14 protein-coding genes (1 of these 14 running past the window's edge) are annotated in these 25,586 nt (G+C 75.0%); 7 read left to right on the top strand and 7 right to left on the bottom strand.

The annotated features are described in order from the left end of the window. Window positions 1–38: 38 nt before the first annotated feature. The 6 genes from NYF13_RS19485 to NYF13_RS19460 form a co-directional block, all read right to left on the bottom strand. Window positions 39–860 carry an ABC transporter ATP-binding protein gene (locus NYF13_RS19485; RefSeq protein WP_315658624.1) on the bottom strand — a complete coding sequence of 274 codons (822 nt, stop codon included), beginning with the start codon at window positions 858–860 and terminating at the stop codon, window positions 39–41. Next, window positions 857–1,942 (bottom strand): iron chelate uptake ABC transporter family permease subunit, encoded by a 1,086-nt coding sequence (locus NYF13_RS19480; RefSeq protein WP_315658623.1) that lies wholly within the window; start codon window positions 1,940–1,942, stop codon window positions 857–859. The genes NYF13_RS19485 and NYF13_RS19480 overlap by 4 nt, the downstream gene beginning before the upstream one ends. After that, window positions 1,939–3,006, bottom strand: coding sequence for an iron ABC transporter permease (locus NYF13_RS19475; RefSeq protein ID WP_315658622.1), 1,068 nt, complete (start codon window positions 3,004–3,006; stop codon window positions 1,939–1,941). The genes NYF13_RS19480 and NYF13_RS19475 overlap by 4 nt, the downstream gene beginning before the upstream one ends. 139 nt (window positions 3,007–3,145) lie before the next feature. After that, window positions 3,146–5,065: an ABC transporter ATP-binding protein gene (locus NYF13_RS19470; RefSeq protein WP_315658621.1), complete on the bottom strand. Its 1,920-nt coding sequence runs from the start codon at window positions 5,063–5,065 to the stop codon at window positions 3,146–3,148. Further along, complete coding sequence (locus NYF13_RS19465) at window positions 5,062–6,774, bottom strand: ABC transporter ATP-binding protein (protein WP_315658620.1); 1,713 nt, start codon at window positions 6,772–6,774, stop codon at window positions 5,062–5,064. Before NYF13_RS19465 ends, NYF13_RS19470 begins: the two co-directional genes overlap by 4 nt. Before the next feature lie 346 nt (window positions 6,775–7,120). Next, on the bottom strand, window positions 7,121–7,786 hold the full coding sequence (locus tag NYF13_RS19460) for a TetR/AcrR family transcriptional regulator (RefSeq protein WP_315658619.1): 666 nt from the start codon (window positions 7,784–7,786) through the stop codon (window positions 7,121–7,123). Window positions 7,787–7,890: 104 nt separating this feature from the next. Between NYF13_RS19460 and NYF13_RS19455 the strand changes: the two genes are divergently transcribed. The 5 genes from NYF13_RS19455 to NYF13_RS19435 all read left to right on the top strand — a co-directional run bounded on the left by NYF13_RS19455 (window position 7,891) and on the right by NYF13_RS19435 (window position 13,040). Then, window positions 7,891–8,808 carry an SDR family NAD(P)-dependent oxidoreductase gene (locus NYF13_RS19455; protein WP_315658617.1) on the top strand — a complete coding sequence of 306 codons (918 nt, stop codon included), beginning with the start codon at window positions 7,891–7,893 and terminating at the stop codon, window positions 8,806–8,808. A 99-nt stretch (window positions 8,809–8,907) separates the two neighbouring features. Further along, window positions 8,908–9,636, top strand: coding sequence for a hypothetical protein (locus tag NYF13_RS19450; protein WP_315658616.1), 729 nt, complete (start codon window positions 8,908–8,910; stop codon window positions 9,634–9,636). 154 nt (window positions 9,637–9,790) lie between these two features. Then, window positions 9,791–10,636 (top strand): SAM-dependent methyltransferase, encoded by an 846-nt coding sequence (locus NYF13_RS19445; protein WP_315658615.1) that lies wholly within the window; start codon window positions 9,791–9,793, stop codon window positions 10,634–10,636. A 608-nt stretch (window positions 10,637–11,244) separates the two neighbouring features. Then, complete coding sequence (locus NYF13_RS19440) at window positions 11,245–12,429, top strand: PepSY-associated TM helix domain-containing protein (RefSeq protein ID WP_315658614.1); 1,185 nt, start codon at window positions 11,245–11,247, stop codon at window positions 12,427–12,429. Further along, a complete protein-coding gene (locus NYF13_RS19435) occupies window positions 12,426–13,040 on the top strand; it encodes a DUF5134 domain-containing protein (protein ID WP_315658611.1) in 615 nt (204 codons plus the stop codon). Before NYF13_RS19440 ends, NYF13_RS19435 begins: the two co-directional genes overlap by 4 nt. A 155-nt stretch (window positions 13,041–13,195) precedes the next feature. On the opposite strand, the gene NYF13_RS19430 is transcribed toward NYF13_RS19435, so the two are convergent. Further along, window positions 13,196–13,768 carry a dihydrofolate reductase family protein gene (locus tag NYF13_RS19430; protein ID WP_315658610.1) on the bottom strand — a complete coding sequence of 191 codons (573 nt, stop codon included), beginning with the start codon at window positions 13,766–13,768 and terminating at the stop codon, window positions 13,196–13,198. A 299-nt stretch (window positions 13,769–14,067) separates the two neighbouring features. Between NYF13_RS19430 and NYF13_RS19425 the strand changes: the two genes are divergently transcribed. Beyond that, window positions 14,068–15,111, top strand: coding sequence for a glycosyltransferase (locus NYF13_RS19425; protein WP_315658609.1), 1,044 nt, complete (start codon window positions 14,068–14,070; stop codon window positions 15,109–15,111). A 64-nt stretch (window positions 15,112–15,175) separates the two neighbouring features. Next, a protein-coding gene (locus NYF13_RS19420; RefSeq protein ID WP_315658607.1) for a type I polyketide synthase crosses the window boundary here: on the top strand, window positions 15,176–25,586 show its 5' portion. Its footprint extends 4,271 nt past the window's final position; only the first 10,411 of its 14,682 coding nucleotides appear in the window; it begins with the start codon at window positions 15,176–15,178; its stop codon lies off the right edge, out of view.

The raw sequence follows: 25,586 nt of genomic DNA, 5'->3' as shown, positions 1-25,586 counted from the left end.
CGTTATGCTACAGCGGGAACTAAGGGCAGGCTAGCCTTCTAACGCTCCATGAGATGCTCGTCTCGGACGTGCGCGCGGCCGATGGGCACGATCAGCGGCCGGTCGCTCACCGGGTCGTCGATCACGTGGGCGCGCAGGCCGAACACCTCGGCCAGCAGCTCGCCCGTGACCACCTCCCGCGGGTGCCCCTGGGCCGCGATCGTGCCGCCGGCCATCACCACGAGGTTGTCGCTGTAGCGCACGGCCAGGTTGAGGTCGTGCAGCACCATCACCACCGTGCAACCCCCTTCGTGGAGGTCGTCGACCAGGTCGATCACGTCGATCGCGTGGGCCAGGTCGAGGAAGGTGGTGGGCTCGTCGAGCAGCAGGAGGTCGGTGCCCTGGGCCAGGGTCATCGAGATCCACACCCGCTGCCGCTGCCCGCCCGAGAGCGAGTCCACCGGGCGGTGGGCCAGGTCGGCCACGCCGGTCAGGGCCAGCGCCCGCGCCACCACCTGCGCGTCGTCGGAGGACCACTGCCGGATCCAGCTCTGGTGCGGGTGGCGGCCCCGGGCCACGAGGTCGGCCACGGTGAGCCCCTCGGGCGCGATCGGCGCCTGGGGCAGCAGGCCGAGCTTGCGCGCGACGTCCTTGGTCCGCAGCGTGGCGATGTCGCTGCCGTCGAGGACCACCTTGCCCTGCTGGGGCCGCAGCAGCCGGGCCAGCGTCCGGATGAGGGTCGACTTGCCGCAGCCGTTGGGCCCGATGATCGTGGTGATCACCCCGGTCGGGATGGTGACGTCGAGGCCGTCGATCACCGGGGTCCCGCCGTAGCCGACGGTGACCCCGCTGGCCGCCAGCCGCGGGTTCTCGTTCTTCATGAGCGGTACGCCGTCTTCGTGAGGTTCGCGCGGACAAGGAGGAACACCAGGAACGGGCCGCCGATCGTCGCGGTGACGATCCCGACCGGCAGTGGCACCGGCAGGATGGTGCGGGCGATCAGGTCGGAGCCGAGCACGAGCAGCGCCCCGCACAGCCCGGAGGCCACCAGCGGCGGCGTGGGGAACCGCAGCAGGCGCATCGCGACCTGCGGCGCGACCAGCGCGACGAACGGGACCGGTCCGGCCGCGCTCACCGCGACCCCCGCCAGCAGCACCGCGCACAGCAGCAGGACCGCCCGCACGACCGGCAGCCGGACGCCCAGCCCGGCCGCGACGTCGTCGCCGAAGTGCATCGGCTTGAGCTGGAAGGCGACCGCCAGCACCACCAGCACCAGCCCGGCCGCGCCGATCAGCGCCGGCCACAGGTCGGTCCACGACCGCCCGTCGAGCGAGCCGACCAGGTAGCCCTGCGCGCGGCCGACGTCGCGGATGTCGGCCGTCACCAGCAGCCAGTTGGTGATCGCCTCCAGCACCGCGCTGATCGAAACGCCGATCAGCAGCAGCCGGAACCCGTCGATGCCGCGGCGCAGGGCCATCACGTAGACGCCCAGCCCGGTGCCGAGGCCGCCCGCGAGCGCGGCGGCGGGCAGCCCGATCGAGGCCGTGATCGCGCCGGCCGCGCCGCCGGTCACGGTGACCAGCAGGACGGCCGCCGTGCCGGCGCCCGAGGTGACGCCGAGGACGTCCGGGCTGGCCAGCGGGTTGCGCGCGATCGACTGCGTGAGCGCGCCCGAGATGCCCAGCGCGAGCCCGACGACCAGGCCGATCAGCGCGCGCGGCAGCCGCAGGGTCATGATCACGAAGCTGTCGGCCCGGTCGCCCTGGCCGAAGATCGTGGCGAGCACCTGGGGGATGCTGATCTGGAACTCGCCCAGGCCGATCGACAGGCAGAAGGCCACCAGGGTCGCCACCAGCAGCACCGCGGTGATCAGCACCGGCCACGGCCGCCAGACCAGCGAAAGGCGGCCCGCCCGGAACACTCCGGGGAGCGAGGCGGCTTCGGGTGCGGTTCGGCCGGTCATGCGCGGCGGACCCTTCCCAGCCAGACCAGCACCGCGAAGAACGGGGCGCCGACGAGCGCCACCACGATGCCGGCCTCCAGCTCGCCGGGGCGCACCACCAGCCGGCCGAGGACGTCGCAGACGAGCAGGACCACGGCGCCGAGCAGACCCGCGCAGGGCACGAGGTAGCGGTGGTCCGGGCCGGTGAGCCGCCGGGCGAGGTGGCTGACCATCAGCCCGAGGAAGGCGATCGGCCCGCACGCCGCGGTGGCCGCGCCGGCCAGCAGGGTGATCGCGACCATGCCGACGGCCCGGCTCAGCGCGATGTTCGTGCCGAGCGCCCGGGCCACGTCGTCGCCCAGGTCGAGCAGGTTGACCGAGGGCAGGTTGATCCCCGCCAGCACCAGCCCGAGCCCGATGAAGGGCAGCGTGGCCCACAGGACCCCGGAGCCGGCCCCGGCCACCGAGCCGGCGTTCCACTGCCGCAGCGCGTCGAGCGAGGCCCGGTCGTAGAGCGCGACGGTGGTGGTCATCGCGGCCAGGAACACCGCCACCCCCTGACCGGCCAGCACCAGGGTGAGCGGGTTCCCGGCGCCCCGGCCGACGCTGGCGAGCCCGAACACGAGCACTCCGGCCACGCCCGCGCCGAGGAACGCGAACCACACGTACTGGGCCGGGCTCTGCCAGCCGAACAGGAAGATCGCCAGCACCACCGCGAACGAAGCGCCGGAGTTGATCCCGAGCAGCCCGGTGTCGGCGATCGGGTTGCGGGTGTGGCCCTGGGTGAGCGCGCCGGCCACGCCGAGCGCCAGGCCGGCCACGATCGCGACGACCGTCCGCGGCACCCGGACCGTCTGCACGATCAGCGCGATCTCGTTCAGCGCCGGGTCGGGGTCGTTCGTGCCCGCGAACAGCCCGTGCCAGACCTGCGCCGGGCTCAGCCCGCGCGCGCCGACGGCCATCGACACCACGGCCATGACGGCGATGGCGAGCACCAGGACGAGGAACCCGGCCGCGCGACGTCGCCGCGGGGGAGCGGCGCCCTGACCGGCCGGGTGAAGCGAGTGCTCTTTCAGGGCGCTCACGCCGGTGGCCCCGGGGTCGTGGCGGACGCTCCGCGTCGTGATCTCACCTGGGAAGGGTACCTTTACCTTAGTTCGGGTCTACCGGCCTCACCGTCTGGTCACGCTGGGTGACCCGGCGGGTCCGGCCGTCCGCGAGCGGTCAGTGTCCGGATTGGTCGTGGCTGGCCGACCAGGCCGCCCAGAGCCGGGCGTACCGCCCGCCCGCGGCGACCAGCTCGGCGTGCGTCCCGTCCTCCACCACCTGCCCGCCGTCGAGCACGACGACGCGGTCCGCCGCGGCGGCCTGGGAGAGGCGGTGGGCGACGACGATGGCGGTGCGGCCGGTGAGCGCGGCGTCCGCGGACTGCTCCAGCACCCGCGCCCCGGCGCTCCCGGCCTCGGCGGTGGCCTCGTCCAGCAGGGCCAGCGGCGGATCGGCCAGCACCAGCCGGGCCAGCGCGATCTGCTGCGCCCGGGCCACGTCGACCCGCATCCCCCCGGCGCCGACCGGGGTTTCCAGCCCGTCCGGCAGCCCGGCGACCCAGTCCCCGGCGCCGACCCGGTCCAGCGCCGCCAGGAGGGTCGCGTCGTCGGCGTCCGGGGCGGCGAGGCGCAGGTCGTCGGCGAGCCGGCCGGCGAACACGTGCGTCTCCTGGGTGATCAGCACGGTGGTGTCGCGCAGGTCCTCGGCGCTGGTGGCCCGCCGCCCGGCGATCTCGACCGTGCCGCTGCGCGCGGCGAGCACCCCGGCGATCACCGAAACCAGGGTCGTCTTCCCCGCGCCGGTGCTGCCGACCACCGCCACCCGCTCGCCCGGGCGCACGGTCAGCGCGATCCCGTCCAGCACGTCGGGACTGTCGCCGGAGTAGCGGAAGCGCAGCTCGCGGACCTCGACCCCGGCGCGGCCGGCCTGGGGAAGCGGCGCTTCGGCCGGTCGCTCCGGCCGCCCGGGCATCGCGGCCACGCCGACCAGGCGCGCGAACGCGGCCCCCGCGGTCTGGCCCTCGTCGAACAGGCTGAGCAACTGGTTGAACGGGTCGAACAGCCGGTGGAAGTACAGCGCCGCGGCCGCGGCCGTGCCGACCGTGGCGCTGCCGGCGCCGACCAGGTAGTAGCCGACCAGCAGCAGCGCGGCCAGCCCGACGACCTCGCCGTAGTTGAGCTTGCCGAAGAACCGGCGCTGCACGGCGGCGAGCTTGATCGACAGCTGCCGGGCCGCGTCGGAACGCTCGGTGATGGCCGCCAGGTGCTCGTGGCCCGCCCGTAGCGCGCGCACCGTGTCGGCGCCTTCGACGGAATCGAGGATCTGCTGCGCCCGGGCGCCTTCGGCCTCCCGTTCGGCGCGCACCACCGGGACCACCGTGCGCAGGTACCAGCGCAGCGCGATCACCTGCAGCGGCACCGCGAGCAGCCCGGCGATGGCGAAGCGCCAGTCCAGGATGACCAGGGCCACGGCGGTCAGCCCGATGGTCAGCGCGGCGTTCGCCAGGACCGGCAGCACCTCGCCGACGGCGTCGTTGACCGATTCGACGTCACCGGAGACCCGCGCGACGAGGTCGCCGCGGCCGGCCCGCTCCAGCGCGGGGGAGGGCACGTGCACGGCGCGGTCGAGGACCCGCTCCCGCACCCCGGCCACCGCGGTCTGCCCGAGCCGGGCGACCAGCGCGGTGCCCGCGCCGGTGAACAGCGCCTGCCCGACCGACGCCACCAGCAGCACCACGGCCGCCACGACCACCGCCGACAGCGCGCCGCGCTGCACCACCAGGTCGGTCATGAAGCCGATCACCCGCGGCCCGACCAGCCCCAGCACCGCCCCGGCGGTCAGCGTGGCGGCGGCCCCGAGGACCAGAGCGCGGTGCGGGCGCAGGATCGCCAACGCCTCCGCGCGAGTCTCGGCCGGAGTAGCGGTGGGCAGCAGCACGGAGGCCGACGGCTCGGCGACCGCGGTGGCGGTGCCGGTGTCCGTGGTTCCGGTGTCCGGTGTGGACGGTGCCGCTGGCGTGTCCGGTGTGGACGGTGTCGGCGGGGTGGACGGTGTCGGCGGTGTGTCCGGTGTGGACGGTGTAGACGGTGTAGTCATCGGAGCACCAGTTCTCGGTAGGCGGCGTCGGCGGACACCAGTTCCGCGTGCGTGCCCTCGGCCCGGACCCGGCCCCCGGCCAGCACGAGGACCCGCCCGGTGGTGGCGAGCAGCGCCGGGCTCGTGGTGACGACCAGGGTGGTGCGCCCGTCGCGGAGCCGGGCCACCCGCTCGGCGATCTGGGCTTCGGTGACGCTGTCCACGGCGCTGGTCGGGTCGTCGAGCACCAGCACGTCGGTGTCCTCGGCCAGGGCCCGGGCCAGCGCGACCCGCTGGCGCTGCCCGCCCGAGAGCGACCGGCCGCGTTCGGTCAGCACCGCGGCGGTGCCGCCCCGCACCACCTCCGCGACCTGGTCGGCGGCCGCGGCGTGCACCGCGTCGCCGACGGTTCGCCGGTCACGGCCGGGGACCTCGGCGCCGAGGTTGGCCGCCAGCGTTCCGGTGAACAGGACCGCGTCGTGGCGGGCCACCAGCAGACGCGCGCGCACGCTGTCCGGGTCCAGTTCCGTGAGGTCGATGCCGCCGAGCCGCACGGTGCCGACGTCCGGGTCGGCCTCGCGGGCCAGGCACTCCAGCAGCGCGTCGACCGTGGCGTGGGCCGCCGCGTCCTGGGCCACGATGCCCACGCGTTCGCCGGGGGCGATGCTCAGGCTGAGCGGATCCCGCCCGTCGCGGGCCGCGCCGCGGACCTCGATGCCCAGCGCGCCGCCGGGGACCGAGCCGGATCCGGCGCCGACCGCGGCCGGCACCCGCAGGACGTTCGCGATCCGGGTGGCCGACGCCCGGGCCCGGGCCACCTGCGCGCCGACCGCGGCGATCCAGGTGAACGGGCCGAGCAGGAACTGCGTGAGCCCCATGGCGCTGATGAACTCGCCGATGCTGATCTTCCCGGAGAGCGCGAGGTACGCGCCGAGGCAGGCGACCACCGCGAGGAACGCCCCGGTCAGCGCGGTCACCGTCGCGGTGCGGGCGGCGGCCACCACGGCCGCGCGGACGGCCGCGTCGCGCGAGACGACGCTCGCCGCCGCGTACCGGGCGGAAGCGACGGTTTCGGCGCCCAGCCCCTTGAGCACGCGCAGCCCGGAGAGCAGGTCGCTGGCGGTGCCCGCGGCGGCCGCGGCGGCGTGCTGCTCGACGGCGCTGCGCCGGACCAGCGGGCGGGAGATCAGGGCGGTCAGCACGACCACGGGCAGCAGCCCGAGCACGACCACCAGGCCGAGCAGCCAGGAGGTCCGCAGCACCAGGACCGCGCCGGCGACCAGCGCCGCGAGCGCGCCGCCGCCGGCCCAGATCGAGGCGTTGATCAGCCCCACCCGCTGGGCGTCGGAGGTGGCCGTGGACAGCAGTTCACCGGAGCGGACCGCCCCCGGCGCGGTGCCGCGCGAGTCGAGCACCCGGGCCGAGATCCGCACCCGCAGCTCGTGCGCGGCGCCCTGCGTAGCCCGCCGCACCAGCCGCCCGCCCATCCGCTGGGCGGTGGTCAGCACCCCGAAGAGCACGACGAGCGCCACGAGCGTGGCGATCAGCGCCCCCGGGCTCTGCCGGGCGATCGCCTGGTCGACGCCGATGCCGATCAGCACCGGCACGGCCGCCTCGCACGCCTGGTGAAGCATGGAGAAGAGCGCGGCGGGCACCACCCGCCGCGTCTGCCCCGTGATCGCGCGCCGCAGCACGGCCGACGAGCCGGGCTCGGCCAGCGCGGGAAGCACCCGCCCATCGATCCTGAGCGGCGAACCGGGCGACTGCGGTCCCCGGTCCTGGTCCGCTGGGCCGGTTTCGGCGCCTCCGGCTGAGTCGCGGGCCGAGCCCGCGAACCGGGCCACCACGGGTCGGGCGGGCATCGGGGACTTCGACCTCCGAACGGCAGGGGTGAGCGGGGACCGCCGGGCGGCCTCCGGGGGAGCGTGTGCAGCTTAGGCTTACCTGATCTGCGCGTCACCCCCGTGCCGGGGATCGGCTGCGGGCCGGGTCGATCGGCCCTCGTTCCGGACCAGGCGGCCATCCGGGTGGAAACGGTGGAATCTCTCGAAAGGGACCCGTATTCGAAAGCGCTGCTCAGCTACGCGGGAGCACACCCAGGAAAGTGGCTATCAAGGACTGCTTCAGATAATCCCCCAGCCCCAGGTGGAACCGGGCCAGTTCGGGCTCGGCCGCGTAAGCCGCCTGGAGGCTGGGGGGAGGGGTGGTGTAGGCCGAGATCGCGCCGGCCGTGACCAAGGTCTGGAGGCTGAACAGCGCCGCGTTCTCGCGCAGCTCCGGCAGGGCCTCGGTGACCAGGGCGGTCATCGTGGCCAGGTGTTCCAGGGAGGCGCGCTTGTAGCGGGTCACGACCTCGACGGAGACGTTGTGCTCCAGGACGCTGCCCTGCGCGCCGAACAGCTCGCACAGCACCACGCGGCCGGCCAGTGAGCGGCTGAGGACCTCGGCCACCGCGGCGGCGCGCTCGGTCATGGGCCGGGATCGGTCGACGCCGGCGGCCAGTTCGCCGGCCAGCTCCGCCAGCCACTCCCGCAGGAAGCGGTCCAGCAGTTCCAGCAGCACCGCTTCCCGGGATTCGAAGTAGCGCACCACGTTCGGCTTCGCCAGGCCGGCCCGGCGGCTGAGTTCGTTCAAGGTGACCGCGGCCACCGGCATCTCGTCGAGCATCGCCGACGCCGCGTCCAGGATCGCCCGCCGGCGGGCCTCGCGCTGCTCCTCGGTCCGCGCCCGCTGGAAAGTCACATTCGTCAGCCTAGCTTAAGTACCTCCGGTACGTTGACAACGTACCGCAAGTACTTTAACGTCGCCGATACAAGATACCTTCGGTACTTTATCGGGAGACGGCAATGAGCGAGAAGTGGACGACGGCGGCCATTCCGGACCAGCGCGGGCGGGTGGCCGTGGTGACCGGGGCCAATACCGGGCTGGGCTACGAAACCGCCAAGGCGCTCGCCGAGCGCGGGGCTTCGGTGGTGCTGGCCGTGCGCTCCGTCGACAAGGGCGAGCAGGCCGCGGCGCGGCTCACCGGCGACGTCACCGTGCAGGAGCTGGACCTGACCTCGCTCGACTCGGTCCGTTCCGCCGCGGCGGCGCTGCGGGCGCGGTTCGACCGGATCGACCTGCTGATCAACAACGCCGGCGTGATGTACACCCCGAAGCAGACCACCCGCGACGGCTTCGAGATGCAGTTCGGCACCAACCACCTCGGCCACTTCGCGCTCACCGGGCTGCTGCTGGACCGGCTGCTGCCGGTGCCCGGCTCGCGCGTGGTGACGGTCAGCAGCACCGGGCACCGCATCCGGGCCGCGATCCACTTCGACGACCTCCAGTGGGAGCGGTCCTACAGCCGCGCCGGCGCCTACGGCCAGTCCAAACTGGCCAACCTGATGTTCAGCTACGAGCTGCAGCGGCGGCTCGCCCCGCACGGCACCACCGCCGCGCTGGCCGCGCACCCGGGCCTGTCCAGCACCGAACTCACCCGCAACAGCCCCGCGGCCTTCCGGCTCCCGCTCGCCTGGCTCGGCCCGGTGCTCACCCAGAGCGCGGCGCGGGGAGCGCTGCCCACCCTGCGCGCCGCCACCGATCCCGGTGCGCTCGGCGGCCAGTACTACGGTCCCGGCGGGCCGGCCGAGACCCAGGGGCACCCCCGGCTGGTCGCCTCCAGCCCGGATTCCTACGACCTGGCCCGGCAGCAGCGGCTGTGGGCCGTCTCCGAAGACCTGACCGGGGTGGAGTTCCCGGTCGGCCCGGTCACCAAGCGCTGACCGCCGGGCCCGCGCCCCGGGCCGCCCGTGCGACGATCGGGGCGGCCCGGCACCGAGGACCGGGCCGCGGGGTGCCCACACCGGGGGAGGACGCGGGCGATGAGCGAGCCGCTGCCGTGGTGGCCGGCCCGGCTGACGCGGGCGCTGGCGGCGATCGGCGTCCTCCGGCCCGCGGCCGGCCGGGGGCGGGTCGTGTCCCTGACGGCCGGCGCCGGGCGCGTCGAGGCCGAGGTGCGGGACGAGTGCGTTCACCAGGTGCGGATCGGGCTGGCGGCGTTCGGGAAGCCGGACTGGGCGGCGATCACCGGTGCCCTCGCGGCGAAAGCGTCGGTCACGGTCCAGTTGCTCGGCGGTGAGCTGCCGCGCGACGTCGAGCAGATCTGCGAAGCCCTCCGGCTGCCGTTGTTCCCGTCGTCGGCGCGGGAGGTTTCACTGGACTGCACCTGCCCGGCGGCCGAGGTGCCGTGCGGCCACCTGAACGCGGTGTTCTCCGCGCTGGTGGCGCGGGTCGCCGACGACCCGTTCACGGTCCTGGCCCTGCGCGGCCGCGGCCGTGAGGCGCTGCTCGAGGAGGTGAAGAACCGGCTCATCGCCGCCGGGCCGCCGGATCCCGGTGACCGGTACCCGGCCCTGGCCGAAGTCGTGGACAGCTTCTTCGACTCCGGCCCGGCCCCGGGGCTGGACGGCGCGGCGCCGCTGCGCGGACCGTCCACCGCGTTCGACGCGCTGCTGGACCAGGCCCCGCCGCTGGCGGTCACGGTGGGCGGCCAGGACGTCGCCGAGCTGCTCCGGCCGGTTTACCGGGCCATCACCGACCCTTCCGTATAATGACATATACGTCGTCGGACTGGATTGTCCATAATGGACCGGTTTCGGCCGCCCCGGCTCGTGCTCGCTCCTCCCGGGACCTGACGGGCGAAGACGGAGGCCGGTGGCTACAGTGTGGGCCACTGTCCCCGCCTGGCCGAGGAGGCTGAGGTTGTTGTCCGACGAGCTGAACGCTCCCCCCGGTGTGGATCCCTATCGGGCCAGCGTCGCCCGGATCTACGACTACCTGCTGGGCGGCAAGGACAACTACGAGGTCGACCGCCAGGAGGCCGCGCGCATCTTCGAGAAGATGCCCGAGCTCGCCGACGCCGCCCGGGAGAACCGGGCCTTCCTGATCCGGGCGATCCGGTTCCTCGCCACCAACGCCGGGGTCACCCAGTTCCTCGACTGCGGCTCCGGGCTGCCCACGGCGGAGAACGTGCACCAGGTCGCCCAGCGGATCCGGCCCGAGGCGAAGGTGGTCTACAGCGACTACGACCCGATCGTCGCCGCGAACGGCCGTGCCCTGCTCGAGGACAACAGCCTCACCCGCTACATCCAGGCCGACATCTACGAGCCCGGCGGCATCCTCGACAGCGAGGTGGTGCGCTCGCACCTGAACTGGGACGAGCCGATCGCGGTGCTGTTCGTCGCCACGCTGCACCACCACAAGGGCGAGCGCGGCCGGCCGGCGGAGGTCACGGCCGAATTCCTCGACCGCTTGCCGTCGGGTTCGTACCTGGTGATCTCCCACCTCATCGAGCCCGACGAGGGTTCCGGGGACGAGGAGGCCGTGGCGCAGCTGCGGGAGATCGTCCGCACCGGCTCGCTGCGCGGGGTCGTCGCCCGCAGCCGGTCCGAGATCCGCGAACTGTTCCACGGCACCGAGCTCGTCCCGCCCGGCCCGGACGCGGCCCCCGAGGTCGTCACCCTGACCGACTGGTGGCCGGACGGCCCGCTGCTGAAGCCGGCCAACGTCGCCCAGCGGATCATGGCCGGCGGCGTCGGCCGCAAACCCTGAGCCGCGGCTCGGTGATCCGTCCGCCGGGGCCCTCGACCGAGACCTGACCGGGGTCCGGGCCACGGTGGGGCAGAATCCACTATGGACAGCCGAACGCCGGGCTGCACCGGCCGGCCGTCCCGGTGGACGGTCGGCGCGAGGCAGCAGGCGAAGCGCGACCACCCACTCTCGGTCTGCGCGCAAGGGATGAAGATCATCCACAGTGGACTCGACCGGTGGGGTGGACAATTGCGGCCTGGCCGTCGACACCGACCCCGACCACTCCTGAACGCCCACGCCCTGGTCTCGAAGGCGCTGGACACCCTCGGTTCGAGCGTGGGGCGCTGACCCGCCTCGCGCGGTTCACCGCCCGGCCCGAGGTGTCGGTGCTCTTCGTGTCGCTGCGCCGTTCGCGTGGCGTGAACCAGGTCACGGTGCTCGCGGGAACCGGAGGTGACTGCTGCCCGACTTCTGCCGTAGGCGGAGGAAGGGAGCCTGATGTCCATCGACCAGCGCGAAGAAGCCGCGGCGGGGGCGGTCGCCGAGCCGCGCCCCGGCTGGGCCGCGCTCCGTCCGCTGCTGCTGCGCCTGCACTTCTACGCCGGGGTCTTCATCGGCCGTTCCTGCTGGTGGCCGCGGTCACCGGGCTCGCCTACGTCTGGGCTCCGCAGGTGGAGCAGGTGGTCTACGACCACGAATTGCCCGTTCCGCCGGCGCCGGGCGCCGTTGCGCTGGACCGGCAGGCCGCGCTCGCGCGGGCGCTCGTGCCGGACGGCACCCTGACCGGGCTGCGGCCCGGGCCCGCGCCGGCCGACACGACCCAGGTGATCTTCGACCGGCCGGGCCTGGCCCCCGGCTACCACTGGACGGTGTTCCTCGACCCGCACACCGGAGCCGTGCGGGGGCAGCTGGAGACCTACGGCTCCGGCCAGGCGATGCCGTTGCGGGGCTGGCTCGACGCGCTGCACCGCAGCCCCCACCTCGGCGATTTCGGCCGGCTGTACAGCGAACTGGCGGCCAGCTGGCTGTGGGTCGTGGTGCTGTCCGGGCTCGCGCTCTGGTTCGGCCGCCGCCGTCGGCGAGCTTCCAGCCGCCGGGGCCGGCTCCGGAACCGGCACGGGCGGACCGGTGTGGTGCTGGCGGCCGGCCTGCTCTTCCTGTCCGCCACCGGCCTGACCTGGTCCTCGCACGCCAGCGCCCAGCTCGCCGACCCCCGCGCCCGGCTGGACTGGACCACGCCGTCGATCTCGGCCACGGCCCCGGCGGCGAACGGGCCCGGCCTCGGCTTCGACGGTGCCCGCCGGGCGACGCTGCGGGCCGGGCTGGGCGACCCGGTCGAGATCCGCCCGCCGTCCGGGCCCGGCGAGGGCTACGTCGTCGCCCAGGTCGGCCGGAGCTGGCCCGTGTGGGCCGATTCGATGGCGGTCGACCCGGTCACCGGGACGATCACCGGCACCCTGCGGTTCGCCGGGTACCCCCTCGCGGCCAAGCTGAGCACGTGGGGGATCGACGCCCACATGGGCTTGCTGTTCGGCCTGGCCAACCAGATCGTGCTGACGCTGCTGGCGGTGGGGCTGATTGCGGCGCTGGGCTGGGGTTACCGGATGTGGTGGCTGCGGCGCCCCACTCGCGGCCGGGCCCGCCCCGGCCGCCTCCCGGCCCGGGGCGCCTGGCGGCGGATCCCGGGGCGGGTCCTGGCCCCCGCCCTGGTCGCGGTCGCCGTGGCCGGCTACTACCTGCCGTTGTTCGGGTGGTCGCTGCTGGGCTTCCTCGTGCTGGACGGCTTGCTCGAGGTCCGGTGGGCGCGCGCATGATCGCGGCCGGGGGCCTGCGGTGGCTCGCCACGGTGCTGTTCGTGCTGCCCGGGGTGTTCTGCGCGTACCGCTGCGTGCGGCCGGGCCCGGCCGCGCAGCGGGTGGGTGACCTCCTGCACGCCGTGATGTGCGTGGCCATGGTGGTGATGGCGTGGCCGGTGGGCATGGGCCTCGCGCGCTGGCCGCAGACCGTGCTGTTCGGGCTCGCGGCCCTGTGGTTCACCGGGGTGGCGGTGACCGGTGCGTCGCACGCCGGGCCCGGCGGACGGCGCGGGGCGGCGTACCACGCGGTGATGATGGCGGCCATGGCGTGGATGGTGTTCGTGATGCCCCGGGCGATGGGCGCCCCGCCCACCGGCGGCGCGACGAGGGACATGCCGGGAATGCCGGGGATGGCCCTTCCGGCGTCGGCCCCCGGTACCGGCCCTCCGGTGGACGTGACCGCCGTGGCCCTCGGGCTGCTGGCCGTGTTCCTGGTGGCGGGCCTGGTGTTCCTGGCCCGGGCGATCGACGACGCCCGGGCGTCCGGGCCGCCGCTGCGGGCTCTGGGCCGGGGCGCGGACGGGCTGATGGCGCTGGGGATGGGCCTGATGCTGCTGGCCATGGCCTGAGGCGGCGGGCGGCCGGTTCCCGGCGGCGGGATCACGAGCCCGGAGGGTCGCGAGCCGGGAGGACCCGGGGCCGCAGGACTTCGGCGACGGGGGCCCGGACGGCGGCTGCACCGACCGGGCCGCCGCGATCTTCGCGGCCGAACGCCGGCACCGCATCAGTCTTCGCCGGCCACCCGCCGGTACCTGGTCAGGACCGAGCCGCCGGGGAACGTCCGGGTCTCGGTCAGCTCCAGCTTCACCCAGCGGTCCAGCGGGGTGAAGAACGGCTTGCCGCCGCCCAGCAGGACCGGATGGGTGACGACCTGGTACTCGTCGACCAGACCGGCCCGCATGGCCGCCGCAGCCAGCGTCGCGCCCCCGACCCGCATCGGGCCGCCGTCCCCGGCCTTGAGCCGGGTGATCTCGGCGACCGGGTCGCCGGTCACCACCCGGGTGTTCCAGTCCGCCGCGCCGATCGTGGAGGAGAACAGCACCTTCGGCGTCTCCCGCCAGTTCCGGGCGAACGCGATCTCCGCCGCGGTGGCGCCCGGCCGGCGGTCGGCGGTCGGCCAGTGCGAGCCCATGGTCTCCCACAGCCGGCGCCCGTACAGGAACAGGTCGATCGCCTGCTCCTGTTCGAGCCACCACCGGAACAACTCGTCACTCGGCCCGCTCCAGCCGAGATCGTCACCGGGCGCGGCGATGTAGCCGTCCAGGCTCAGGTTCATGCCGTAGGTCAGTTTCCGCATGGCGCATCCTGGCACCACCGGGTCCGCGATCGTCGTCGGCCGGGCGGGGCAAGGGAAGCCGCCGGCGGCCGCGCGTCCTCGATTTCCGCCCGTCGTTCCCCTCTTTGGACTAGACCATTGCGTCGGCGTGGCGTCGCGGGTTAGTGTCCGCTTGATCGGGCTCCGCTGGGTTCACCGCGACGGGAGGCCTGATCGGCCGCCGTTTCCGCAGCCGGCAAAGGCGCCGGCGGCGCCGGTGTGCCCTCGTCACGAGCTGGGCCGTGGCCAGGTGTGTCCCGCGGCCGGGAACGGAGCAGGCAGTGGCCGGTCGAGTCATCTACGCCGGGTTCGAGGTGCAGTACCCGGTCGGCGGGAACCGCCTGCTGACCGAGCACGTGGCGCTGCTCGCGGCGGCGGGCGTGGACGCCTACCGCTGGTCGCCGACCCCCGGTTTCCGCTACGACTGGTTCGAAGACACCGTGCCGGCGCTGTCCGGCGCGGAGCTGGAGATGGCGGCCGAGGACCTGCTCGTGGTGCCGGAGCTGACCATCCTGCCCGGCCACGACCCGGCGCCCGGCGGCCGCAAGGTGATCTTCGTGCAGGGCCACTTCATGATGTTCCTGACCTGCCCGGAGCTGAACCCGTACCCGGGCTGGAGCGTGCCGCCCACGCTGTGGACGATCTCGCGCGACGCGGTCGAGGTGATCAGCCGGGCGGTGCCGGACCTGCCGCCGCCGGTGCTGGTGCCCAACCCGATCGACGCGCAGCTCTTCCGGCCGGTGGAGAAGAAGCCCAGCATCGCGTGGATGTCGCGCAAGCGCCCGTCGGAAAGCGCGCTGCTCAAGCAGATCCTGCGCAACGACCCGCGCAGTGCCGGGGTGGAGCTGCGCGACATCCGCGGCCTGCCGCACGAGGAGGTCGCGCGGGTGCTCGCCGACACCTCGGTGTTCGTGGCGCTCGGCGCGCCCGAGGGCGAGGGCTTCGGCCTGCCGGTGGCCGAGGCGCTGGCCAGCGGGTGCCTGGTCACCGGGTACGGGCTCGGCGGCGGGGACGAGCTGTTCGAGGCGCCGTCCGCGTGGCCGGTGCCGAGCCTGCGCACCGTCGAGCTGGCCGATCGCGCGCTGGAGCTGGTGCACCGGACCGGCACCGGCCGCGTCCGGGCCGAGGGCCGCCAGTGGCTGGTGGACCGCTACCACGGCAAGGCCACCACCGAAGCCCTGCTCACCGGGATCGAGGCGGCCCGGCGCGGACCGGCCCGGGCCACCACGGCGGTCCACCCCACCGCCTGGGAGGCGGAGCTCATGCGGGTGATCGCGCCGTACGCGGCCCCGCTGGAGGCCGCCGGGCTGGACGAGCAGGACTGAGGCGCAGACCCGGCCCCGGGTGCCCCCCGTCCGGCACCCGATTTCACGAACCCGAGGAGTAGCCGTGTTCCCCATCGCGGTGGTCGGCCTGTCCTGCCGCTTCCCCGGCGCCGGGGATCCCGCCGGTTTCTGGCGGGTGCTGAGCGAGGGGGCCGACGTGCTCGGCCAGGCCCCGCCCGGGCGCCCGGCCACCGCTTCCCGGGCCGGGTACCTCGACGACGTGGCCGGGTTCGACGCGCCGCTGTTCGGCGTCTCGCCGCGTGAAGCCCGCGAGCTGGATCCGCAGCAGCGGTTGCTGCTGGAGCTGGGCTGGGAGGCGTTCGAGGACGCCGGCCTCGCGCCGGATGCGCTGGGCGGCAGCGAGACCGGGGTCTTCGTCGGCGCCACCGCCGACGACTACGCGCTGCTCGCCGCCCGGATCGGCGCCGAGATCGGGCACCACCGGCTGACCGGGACGAGCCGGGCGATCCTGGCCAACCGGCTGTCGCACTTCTTCGGCCTCGCCGGGCCGAGCCTCACGGTGGACACCGGGCAGTCCTCCGCGCTGGTCGCCGTGCACCTGGCCGCCGAGAGCCTGCGCAGCGGCGAATCCTCGCTGGCCGTGGCCGGTGGCGTGCACCTCAACCTCGCCGCCGAATCCACCGAAGCGCTGGCCCGCCTCGGCGCGCTGTCCCCGGACGGCCGGTGCCACACCTTCGACGCCCGGGCCAACGGCTTCGCCCGCGGTGAGGGCGGTGGTCTCGTCCTGCTCAAGCCGCTCGCGCGCGCCGAAGCCGACGGCGACCGGATCTACGGCGTGCTGCGCGGCAGCGCGGTCAACAACGACGGGCCCGCCCCCGGGCTGACCGCGCCCAGCCCGGCGGCCCAGGAACGCGTGCTGCGGGCCGCGTACCGGCGCGCGGAGGTGGAGCCCGCCGAGCTCGACTACGTCGAGCTGCACGGCACCGGAACGGCCGCGGGCGATCCGGTGGAGGCCGCCGCGCTCGGCGCCGTCCACGCACCGCACCGGGGCACCGAACTGCTGGTCGGCTCGGCGAAGACGAACATCGGCCACCTGGAGGGCGCGGCCGGTATCGCCGGGCTGATCAAGACCCTGCTGGCGCTGCACCACCGCAGCCTGCCCGCGAGCCTCAACTTCGCGCGCCCGAACCCGGCCATCCGGTTCGGCGAATGGCGGCTGCGGGTGGTCACCGAGGTGACCGCGTGGCCTGCACCGGGCTGCGCGGGGGTTTCCTCGTTCGGTCTCGGCGGCACCAACGCCCACGTGGTCCTCGCCCCGGGGCCGGACGGCACCGGCCCGCGGCCCGGACCCGGGGGCCCGGCCGCTTGGGTGCTCTCCGCCCACACCGACCGCGCCCTGCTCGAGCTGGCCGGGCGGCTGACCGGGCACCTGCGCCGGCACCCGGGGCCCGGGCTGCACGAGGTCGCGGGCACTCTGGTCGCCGCCCGGGCCGCGCTGCCGCGGCGGGCCGTGGTCGTGGGCGAGGACCGGGACGAACTGCTCACCGCGCTCGACGACCTGGCCGCGGGGCTCGCGGTGCCCGCGATCACCCGGGGCACCGCCCGCGAAGGGACCGGCGGGATCGTGTTCGTCTTCCCCGGTCAGGGCGCGCAGTGGCCGGGGATGGCGACCGGGCTGCTCGGCTCCTCGCCCGTCTTCGCCGATGAGCTGCGCCGCTGCGACGACGCCCTGCGGCCGCTGGTCGGGTGGTCGGTGATCGAGGTCCTCACCTCCGCCGAAGGCGCTCCCCCGATGGAGCCGACCGAGGTCAACCAGCCGGTGATGTGGGCGGTGATGGTTTCGCTGGCCGCGCTGTGGCGCTCTCGCGGGATCGAGCCGGACGCGGTGGTCGGGCAGTCGCAGGGCGAGGTGGCGGCGGCCTGCGTCGCCGGGGTGCTGAGCCTCGAAGACGGCGCCCGGCTGATCGAGGCGCGCTCCCGGGTCACCGCGCGGGCACTGACCGGCCGGGGCGGCATGGCGTGGCTCGGGCTGCCCGCGGACGAGGTCCGCACCCGGATCGCCCGCTGGGACGGGCGGCTGTCCGTCGCGGTGATCTCCGGGCCCGCGTCGGTGGTGGTGGCCGGTGATCTCGACGCGCTGGACGAGCTGGTCGCGGCCAGCGAGCCGGAGGCGCGCGCCCGCCGGATCGCCGCGGACTACGCCTCGCACTCCGCCGCGGTCGAGCCCGTCGAGCACGAGCTTAAGACCGAGCTGGCCGCCCTGCGCCCGAAGCCCGCGGTAGTGCCGTTCTACTCCACCGTGACCGGCGACCGGCCGGACGGCCCGCTCGACGCCGGGTACTGGTACCGGAACCTGCGCCGGCCGGTGGACCTGCACGCTGCGGTCGGCACGCTGCTCGGCGACGGGCACGACGTGTTCGTCGAGGTCAGCCCCCACCCGATGCTGCTGGCCGGGATCCGCGACTGCGCGCTGGAGCGGGGCGCGGCCGCGGTGACCGTGCCGACGCTGCGGCGCGGCGAAGGCGGTCCGGACCGGCTGCTGCGGTCACTGGGGGAGCTGTACGCGAACGGCGTCCCGGTCGACTGGCCGGTCCACAGTGGACCGAGAATTCCGCTGCCGCACTACCCCTTCCAGCGCGAGCGGTACTGGCTCGACGACGGTTCCGCCCCCGGGACTCCTGCCGCCCCCGAGACCCCTGCCGACCCTGAAACCCCTGCCGCCCCCGAAGCCCCTGCCAGCCCCGAAACCCCTGCCGCCCCCGAGTTCACCGCCCCGGCGGAGGCGGCCCGGCGGGAGATCGCCGCCGTGCTGGGCGTCCGCGACCCGGCGCAGGTCGAGCTGGACACGCCGTTCCGGGACCTCGGGTTCGACTCCTCGATGCTGGTGGAGCTGGCCGCGCGGCTGGACGCCACGCTGGACCGGCGGCTGACCAGCACGGCCCTCTTCCGCCACCCCACCCCCGCGCGGCTGATCGAGTTCCTCGGCGAACCCGCGGCCGGGGCGGCGGCGGTGGCCGGTCCGGCTCCCGCGACCGGGGACGATCCGGTGGTGATCGTCGGCCTCGGCTGCCGGTTCCCGGGCGGCATCGACTCGCCGGAGGCGTTCTGGGCGGCGCTGGACAGCGGCGCCGACCTCATCGCCGACGCCCCGGCCGACCGGGGCTGGACGGCCACCGGGTTCCGCGGCGGTTTCCTGTCCGGGGCGGGGGAGTTCGACGCCGGTTTCTTCGGGATCAGCCCGCGTGAGGCGCTGGCCATGGATCCGCAGCAGCGGCTGCTGCTGGAAACCTCGTGGGAGGCACTGGAACGGGCCGGCATCGACCCGGTTTCCCTGCGCGGCACCGAGACGGGGGTGTTCCTCGGCCTGATGCCGCAGGAGTACGGCCGCCGCATGCACGAAAGCGGCGGCGGCACCGAGGGGCACGTGCTGACCGGGACCGCCCCGAGCGTGGCTTCGGGCCGGGTCGCCTACGTGCTGGGCACCGAGGGGCCCGCGGTCTCGGTCGACACCGCCTGCTCCTCCTCCCTGGTGGCGCTGCACCTGGCGGCGCAGTCGCTGCGGTCGGGCGAGTGCGCGCTGGCCGTCGCCGGCGGGGCCACGGTGATGGCCGGCCCGGGTGTGTTCGTCGAGTTCGAACGCCAGGGCGGGCTTTCCGGCGACGGGCGCTGCCGCTCGTTCGCCGCGGACGCCGACGGCACCGGCTGGGCCGAAGGCGTCGGCGTGCTGGTGCTCCAGCGCCGCTCGGCCGCGCTCCGGGACGGCCGCGAGATCCTGGCGGTGGTCCGGGGCAGCGCGGTGAACTCCGACGGGGCGTCCAACGGGCTGTCCGCGCCGAACGGGGCGGCGCAGGAGCGGGTGATCCGCCGGGCGCTGCGCGAGGCCGGGCTGGAACCGTCCGAAGTGGACGCCGTGGAGGCGCACGGCACCGGGACCGTGCTCGGCGACCCGATCGAGGCCGAGGCGCTGCTGGCCACCTACGGGCAGCGGCGCGCCACGCCGTTGCGGCTCGGTTCGGTCAAGTCGAACCTCGGGCACACGCAGGCTGCGGCGGGCAGCGCCGGGCTGATCAAGATGATCCTGGCCATGCGGCACCGGAGCCTGCCCGCCACCCTGCACGCCGAGGCCGCCTCCACCCGCGTCGACTGGTCCGCCGGGGAGATCCGCCTGCTCACCTCGGCCGAACCCTGGGTACCGCAAGGGCGGCCGCTGCGCGCCGGGATCTCCTCGTTCGGCATCTCCGGCACCAACGCCCACGTGATCATCGAATCGGCCGAGGCGGAACCCGCGGCACCGCCCGCACCGTCCCTGCCGCCGGTACCGCCGGGGCCCGGGGGGTGGCCGCTGATCGTCTCCGGCCGCACCCGCACCGCGGTCCGGGCGCAGGCCCGGCGGCTCGCGGACCGGATCGGCGGTGATCTCGCCCCGGTGGCCTGGTCCCTGCTCCGCACCCGGACGTTGCGCCGGCACCGCACGGTCGTGCTGGCTGCGGACGCCGCCGAAGCGGCCACTGCGCTGCGGGACGCCACCGCGGTCAGCGGCACCGCGCTGCCGGGCGCGAAGACCGTGTTCGTCTTCCCCGGTCAGGGGGCGCAGTGGGTGGGGATGGGCCGGGAGTTGTGGGAGTCCGAGCCGGTGTTCGCGGCGCGGATGCAGGAGTGTGAGCGGGCGCTGGCGTCCCATGTGGACTGGTCTCTGCGCGAGGTGGTGTTCGGTGGTGGGTTGGAGCGGGTGGAGGTGGTGCAGCCGGTCTCCTGGGCGGTGATGGTGTCGCTGGCCGCGTTGTGGCAGGCCCATGGGGTGCGCCCGGACGCGGTGGTCGGGCATTCGCAGGGGGAGATCGCGGCGGCGTGCGTTTCCGGTGCGCTGTCGGTGGAGGACGCGGCGAAGGTCGTGGCCCGGCGCAGCCGGGTGATCGCTTCCGGGCTGGCCGGTCGTGGGGGGATGCTGTCGGTGGCGGTCGCGCCGGAGGAGGCCCCCGAAGGCGCCGAGATCGCCGCGGTCAACGGACCGCGCGCGCTCGTGCTCGCCGGAACGCCCGCGCACCTGGAGGGCTGGGAGCGCGACTACCGCGAACGCGGCGTGCGGGTCCGGCGGGTCGCCGTGGACTACGCCTCGCACAGCTCGGACGTGGACGCCGTCCGGGCGGCGGTGCTGGAGGCCACCGGGGTGACGGCCCGGACGCCCGCGATCCCGTGGATGTCCACTGTGGACACCGGATGGGTCACCGGTCCGGTGCCGGGGGACTACTGGTTCCGCAACCTCCGCGGCCGGGTCCGGTTCGCCGAAGCCGTGACCGAACTGGCGGAGCGGGGCTTCGGCCTGTTCGTCGAGGTCAGCCCGCACCCGGTGCTGGCCGACGCGGTGGCCGACAACGTTGTCGGCGCCGCGGTCTGCGGTACTCTGCGCCGCGACGACGGCGGGACCCGCCGGTTCCGGACCTCGCTGGCCGAGCACTTCGTCCGCGGCGGCCGGGTGGACTGGACCACCGTCGTCCCGCCCGCGCCCCCGGTCGCGCTGCCGACCTCGGTGTTCGAACGCCGCCGCTACTGGCTCGGCCCGGACGGGCGGGCCCTCGGCGCGGCGGCGCCGGCGGCCCGGCTCGCCGAGTTCTCCGGTGACCGGGAGGAACTGCTGGACCTGGTCCGCGCGCAGGCCGCGGCCGTGCTGGGCGACCCGGGGGGCGTGGCGGCCGACCAGGCCTTCCGCGAGGCCGGGTTCGACTCGCTGACCTCGGTGGACCTGCGCACCCGGCTCAGTGCCGCCACCGGGCTGACCCTGCCGCCGACCGTGGCCTTCGACTTCCCCGACCCCCGGCGGCTGGCCGCCCACCTGGGCGAGCGGCTGGCCGGCCCGGAGCGGGACCCGGCCGACTCCCCGGCCCCGGCCGACCCCCCGGCCCCGGCCGGGGGAGACCCGATCGTCGTGGTCGGCCTGGGCGTGCGCCTGCCCGGCGGGATCGCCTCACCCGAGGACTTCTGGCGGCTGCTGGCCGAGGGCGGGGACGTGGTGTCGGACTTCCCCGCCGACCGCGGCTGGGACCTGGCCGGGCTCTACGACGCCGATCCCGACACGTCCGGCACCACCTACGCCCGGCGCGGCGGCTTCCTCACCGGCGCCGGGGAGTTCGACGCCGGGTTCTTCGGGATCAGCCCCCGTGAGGCGCTGGCCATGGACCCGCAGCAGCGGCTGCTGCTGGAGACGGCCTGGGAGGCGCTGGAGGACGCGGGGATCGACCCCACTTCGTTGCGGGAGAGCGAAACCGGCGTGTTCGTCGGCGCGACGCCGCAGCCGTACGGGCCCAGCGCGATGGCTCCGGGCGAAGCCGAGGGCTACCTGATGACCGGCGGGCTGCCCGCGGTGATCTCGGGCCGGCTGGCCTACGTGCTGGGCACGCGCGGCCCGGCGCTGACCGTGGACACCGCGTGCTCGTCCTCGCTGGTGGCGCTGCACCTGGCGGCGCAGTCCCTGCGCTCCGGGGAGTCTTCGCTGGCCATCGCCGCGGGGGTGACGGTGATGGCCGGGCCGGAGGTGTTCGTCGAGTTCTCCCGGCAGCGCGGCCTCGCCGCCGACGGCCGGTGCAAGTCCTTCAGCGCCGACGCCGACGGCACCGGGTGGTCCGAGGGCGTGGGAGTGCTGGTGCTGCAACGGCTTTCGGCCGCCCGCGCGGACGGGCGCGAGGTGCTGGCGGTCCTGCGCGGCAGCGCGGTGAACTCCGACGGCGCGTCGAACGGGCTCACCGCCCCGAACGGGCCGGCCCAGGAGCAGGTGATCCGCCAGGCGCTCGCGAACGCCGGGCTGAGACCGTCCGATGTGGACGCCGTCGAAGCGCACGGGACCGGGACCGTGCTCGGCGACCCGATCGAGGCGCGGGCTCTGCTGGCGGCCTACGGCCGGGAACGGGCGCGGCCGTTGCGGCTGGGCTCGGCCAAGTCGAACGTCGGGCACACCCAGGCCGCGGCCGGGGTGGTGGGGGTGATCAAGATGGTGCTGGCCCTGCGGCACCGGGTCCTGCCGCGCACCCTGCACGCCGAGCGGCCCAGCGAGCTCATCGACTGGGCGGGCGGCTCCGTGGAACTGCTGAGGTCCGCGGCGCCGTGGGACACCCCGGGCCGCCGGGCCGGGGTGTCGTCGTTCGGCGTCTCCGGCACGAACGCCCACGTCGTCCTCGAGCAGCCGGAGCCGTGGACCGCCGTCCCGGTCCCGGAACTCGGCCTCGTGCCGGTCGTGGTGAGCGCCCGCTCCGAGCCGGCCCTGCGCGCCCAGGCCGCCGCGGTCGCGGGCCACCTGGAAAGCGCGGAGGCCGCGGGACTGACCGCGGTCGCCGGGGCCCTGGTCACCACCAGGGGCACCTGGGAGCACCGTGCCGTGGTGCTCGCCGGGGACGCGGCGGAGGCGATCGCCGGGTTGCGTGATTTCGAGCGCGCGGTGACCGGGAAGGCCACGGGCGGCGGCCTCGGCTTCGTCTTCCCCGGTCAGGGCGTCCAGCGGGCCGGGATGGGGCGCGAGCTGTACGACCGGTTCGAAGTGTACGCCGACGCGTTCGACGAGGTCTGTGCCGAACTGGACCGGCACTTGGACTTCTCGGTGCGCGAAGCGGTCTTCGGGGACGGCGACCGGCTGGAGGGCACGGCGGGCGCGCAGGCCGGTCTCTTCGCCGTCGAGGTGGCGATGGCCGCGCTGGTGGCGTCGTGGGGAATCCGGCCGCGGGTGCTGGCCGGGCATTCGCTGGGCGAGCTCACGGCGGCGTTCGTGGCCGGCGTGTGGTCGCTGCCCGACGCGGCCCGGCTGGTCGCCGCGCGCGGGCGGCTCATGCAGGCGCTGCCCGCCGGGGGCGCGATGGTCACCGTCCCGGTACCCGAGAGCGCGGTGTCCGAGAGTGGGCTGGACGGAGTGTCCGTCGCCGCGGTGAACGACCGCGCCTCGGTCGTGCTGTCCGGTTCGGAAGCGGCCGTCACCCGCGCCGTCGAGCGGCTCGGCGTCGAAGCCAAGCGGTTGCGGGTCAGCCACGCCTTCCACTCCGCGCTGATGGAGCCGATGCTCGCGGAGCTCGGCGAGATCGCCGCCTCGCTGACCTACCACCACCCGAAGCTGGCCGTGGTGTCCACGGTGACGGGCGAGCACCTGACCGGGGAGCAGGCGTGCGCCCCGGAGTACTGGGTGGCGCAGGTCCGCCGCACCGTGCGGTTCGCCGACGCGGTGGCGACCATGACCGGCGACCCGGCCCACCCGGTGACGACCGTGCTCGAACTCGGCCCGGGCGGCTCGCTCTCCGGGGTGCTGGCCGACGTGGTCTCCGTGCCGCTGAACCGGCGCGACCGGCCGGAAGTGGCCTCGGCGCTGACCGCCGCCGCCACCGCGTTCGTGCGCGGGCACGGCGTCGACTGGAACGCCGTCCTGCCGAGGACCCTCGTACCGGTGCCCAAGACGGTGTTCGACCGGCAGCACTACTGGCTGACCGACGGCCGCGCCCGGCGCGAACCGCCCCTGCACGCCCTGGAGTGGGAACCGGGCCGCACCGGCGCCGCGGTCGAGGGCCGGCTGGTCGACGAGCTGCGCGCCGAAGCGGCGGGATGGCTGGCCTGGCGGGCGCCGGGCGGTGAGCTTCGCACCGTGCTGACCGCGGTGCTCGGCGTGCTCCGGCGCTTCCTGGCCGGACCGGGTGAAGCCCGGCTGGCCATCGTGACCGAGCACGCGGACGTCGATCCGGTCGCCGGGGCGGTGTGGGGCCTGGTGCGCAGCGCGCAGACCGAGCACCCGGGCCGGTTCGCCCTCGCCGACCTGGAGCCCGGCACCGGGCCGGACGAGCTCTGGCGGGGACTGGGCGGCGGCGGGGACCAGCTCCGGATCCGCGGCGGCGCGGTGCTGGTACCGCATCTGCGTGCGGTCGCGGCGACCGGCCGGGCGCCCTGGCGGCCCGACGCCACGGTGCTGATCACCGGCGGCACCGGCACCCTCGGCTCACTGGTCGCGCGGCACCTGGTCACCACGCACGGAGTCGGGCACGTGGTGCTGGCTTCGCGGCGCGGCGAGGACCCCGCGCTGCGCGCCGAACTGGAGTCGGCCGGAGCGGTCGTGACCATGGCCGCCTGCGATGTCGCCGATCGCGAGCAGGTGCGGGCGTTGCTCTCACGGGTGCCCGTGACCGCCGTCGTGCACGCCGCCGGGGTCACCGAAGACGCCACGGTCACCGCGCTGGACGCGGACTCGCTCGACACGGTGCTGCGGCCCAAGGCCGACGCGGCCGAGCACCTCGACGAGCTGGCCGGAGACCTCGACGCCTTCGTGCTGTTCTCCTCCGCAGCCGGCGTCCTCGGCTCGGCCGGGCAGGCCAACTACGCCGCCGCGAACGCCTACCTCGACGTGTTCGCCGCCCGCCGCCGGGCGGCGGGCCGGCCCGCGGTGTCGCTGGCGTGGGGCCAGTGGGCGCCGGTGAGCGCCATGACCGGGCGGCTCGGCGCCGCCGACACCCAGCGGCTGGAGCGCGCGGGCGTCGGGCGGATGACGGCCGAGGAGGGGCTGCGGCTGCTCGACCTGGCGGCGGGCTCGGACCGGGCCGCGCTGGTCACGGTGAAGCCCGCCGAGGGGGGCGAGCCGCTGATGCAGCGCCGGCCGGCCGAGGTCCCGCGGCTGCGGCGCGACCTGCCCTCACTGCGCCGTACGGTGTGCGAGGCGGCGGCTGCGGTGCTCTCCACCTCGGCCGTCGACGAGGACCGGGCCTTCCGCGACGCCGGTTTCGACTCCCTGACCGCCATCGAACTGCGCAACCGCCTCGCCGCCCGGACCGGGCTGGCGCTGCCCGCGACCCTGGTCTTCGACTACCCGAACCCGTTGCTGCTGGCCGGGTTCCTGCACGCCAAGCTCACCGGGACGGCCGAGGCGGCGGTGGGCGCACCGTCGCGGGCCGAGCACGACCCGGTGGTGATCGTCGGCTTGGCCGTGCGGCTGCCGGGCGGCGTGGCTACCCCGGAGGACTACTGGAGGCTGCTGGCCGACGGCGTGGACGCGGTCTCGGAGTTCCCGGCCGACCGGGGCTGGGACCTGGACCGGCTGTTCGGCGAAGGCGGCTCCACCTCCCGCCACGGCGGCTTCCTGCACGACGCGGGGATGTTCGACGCCGAGCTGTTCGGCATCTCGCCGCGCGAGGCGTTGTCGATGGACCCGCAGCAGCGGCTGGTGCTGGAGGTCTCGTGGGAGGCGCTGGAACGATCCGGGGTGGATCCGACGAGCCTGCGCACGAAGGACGTCGGCGTGTTCCTCGGGGCCGCGACGCAGGCGTATGGCGCGACTGCGGACTCCGACGGGTACCGGATGCTCGGCACCGCGTCCAGTGTCCTTTCCGGACGGTTGTCGTACGTGCTGGGCGCGCAGGGCCCGGCGGTCACCGTGGACACGGCCTGTTCGTCCTCCCTGGTGGCGCTGCACCTGGCCGCGCAGTCGCTGCGCTCGGGTGAATGCTCGATGGCGGTGGCCGGCGGGGTGACGGTGATGGCCGCGCCGGAGGTGTTCGTCGAGT

The organism is Amycolatopsis sp. PS_44_ISF1 (genome assembly GCF_032335455.1).
Taxonomy (GTDB): domain Bacteria; phylum Actinomycetota; class Actinomycetes; order Mycobacteriales; family Pseudonocardiaceae; genus Amycolatopsis.
Note: the sequence above shows the minus strand (reverse complement) of the source record. Positions and strands in the feature narration are given on the sequence as shown.

Bases quoted from the DNA above. Each gene is read 5' to 3' on its own strand.
- NYF13_RS19470 (WP_315658621.1), bottom strand. From the start codon at position 5,065: ATGACTACACCGTCTACACCGTCCACACCGGACACACCGCCGACACCG.
- NYF13_RS19480 (WP_315658623.1), bottom strand. From the start codon at position 1,942: ATGACCGGCCGAACCGCACCCGAAGCCGCCTCGCTCCCCGGAGTGTTC.
- NYF13_RS19430 (WP_315658610.1), bottom strand. From the start codon at position 13,768: ATGCGGAAACTGACCTACGGCATGAACCTGAGCCTGGACGGCTACATC.
- NYF13_RS19455 (WP_315658617.1), top strand. From the start codon at position 7,891: ATGAGCGAGAAGTGGACGACGGCGGCCATTCCGGACCAGCGCGGGCGG.
- NYF13_RS19435 (WP_315658611.1), top strand. From the start codon at position 12,426: ATGATCGCGGCCGGGGGCCTGCGGTGGCTCGCCACGGTGCTGTTCGTG.
- NYF13_RS19485 (WP_315658624.1), bottom strand. From the start codon at position 860: ATGAAGAACGAGAACCCGCGGCTGGCGGCCAGCGGGGTCACCGTCGGC.
- NYF13_RS19450 (WP_315658616.1), top strand. From the start codon at position 8,908: ATGAGCGAGCCGCTGCCGTGGTGGCCGGCCCGGCTGACGCGGGCGCTG.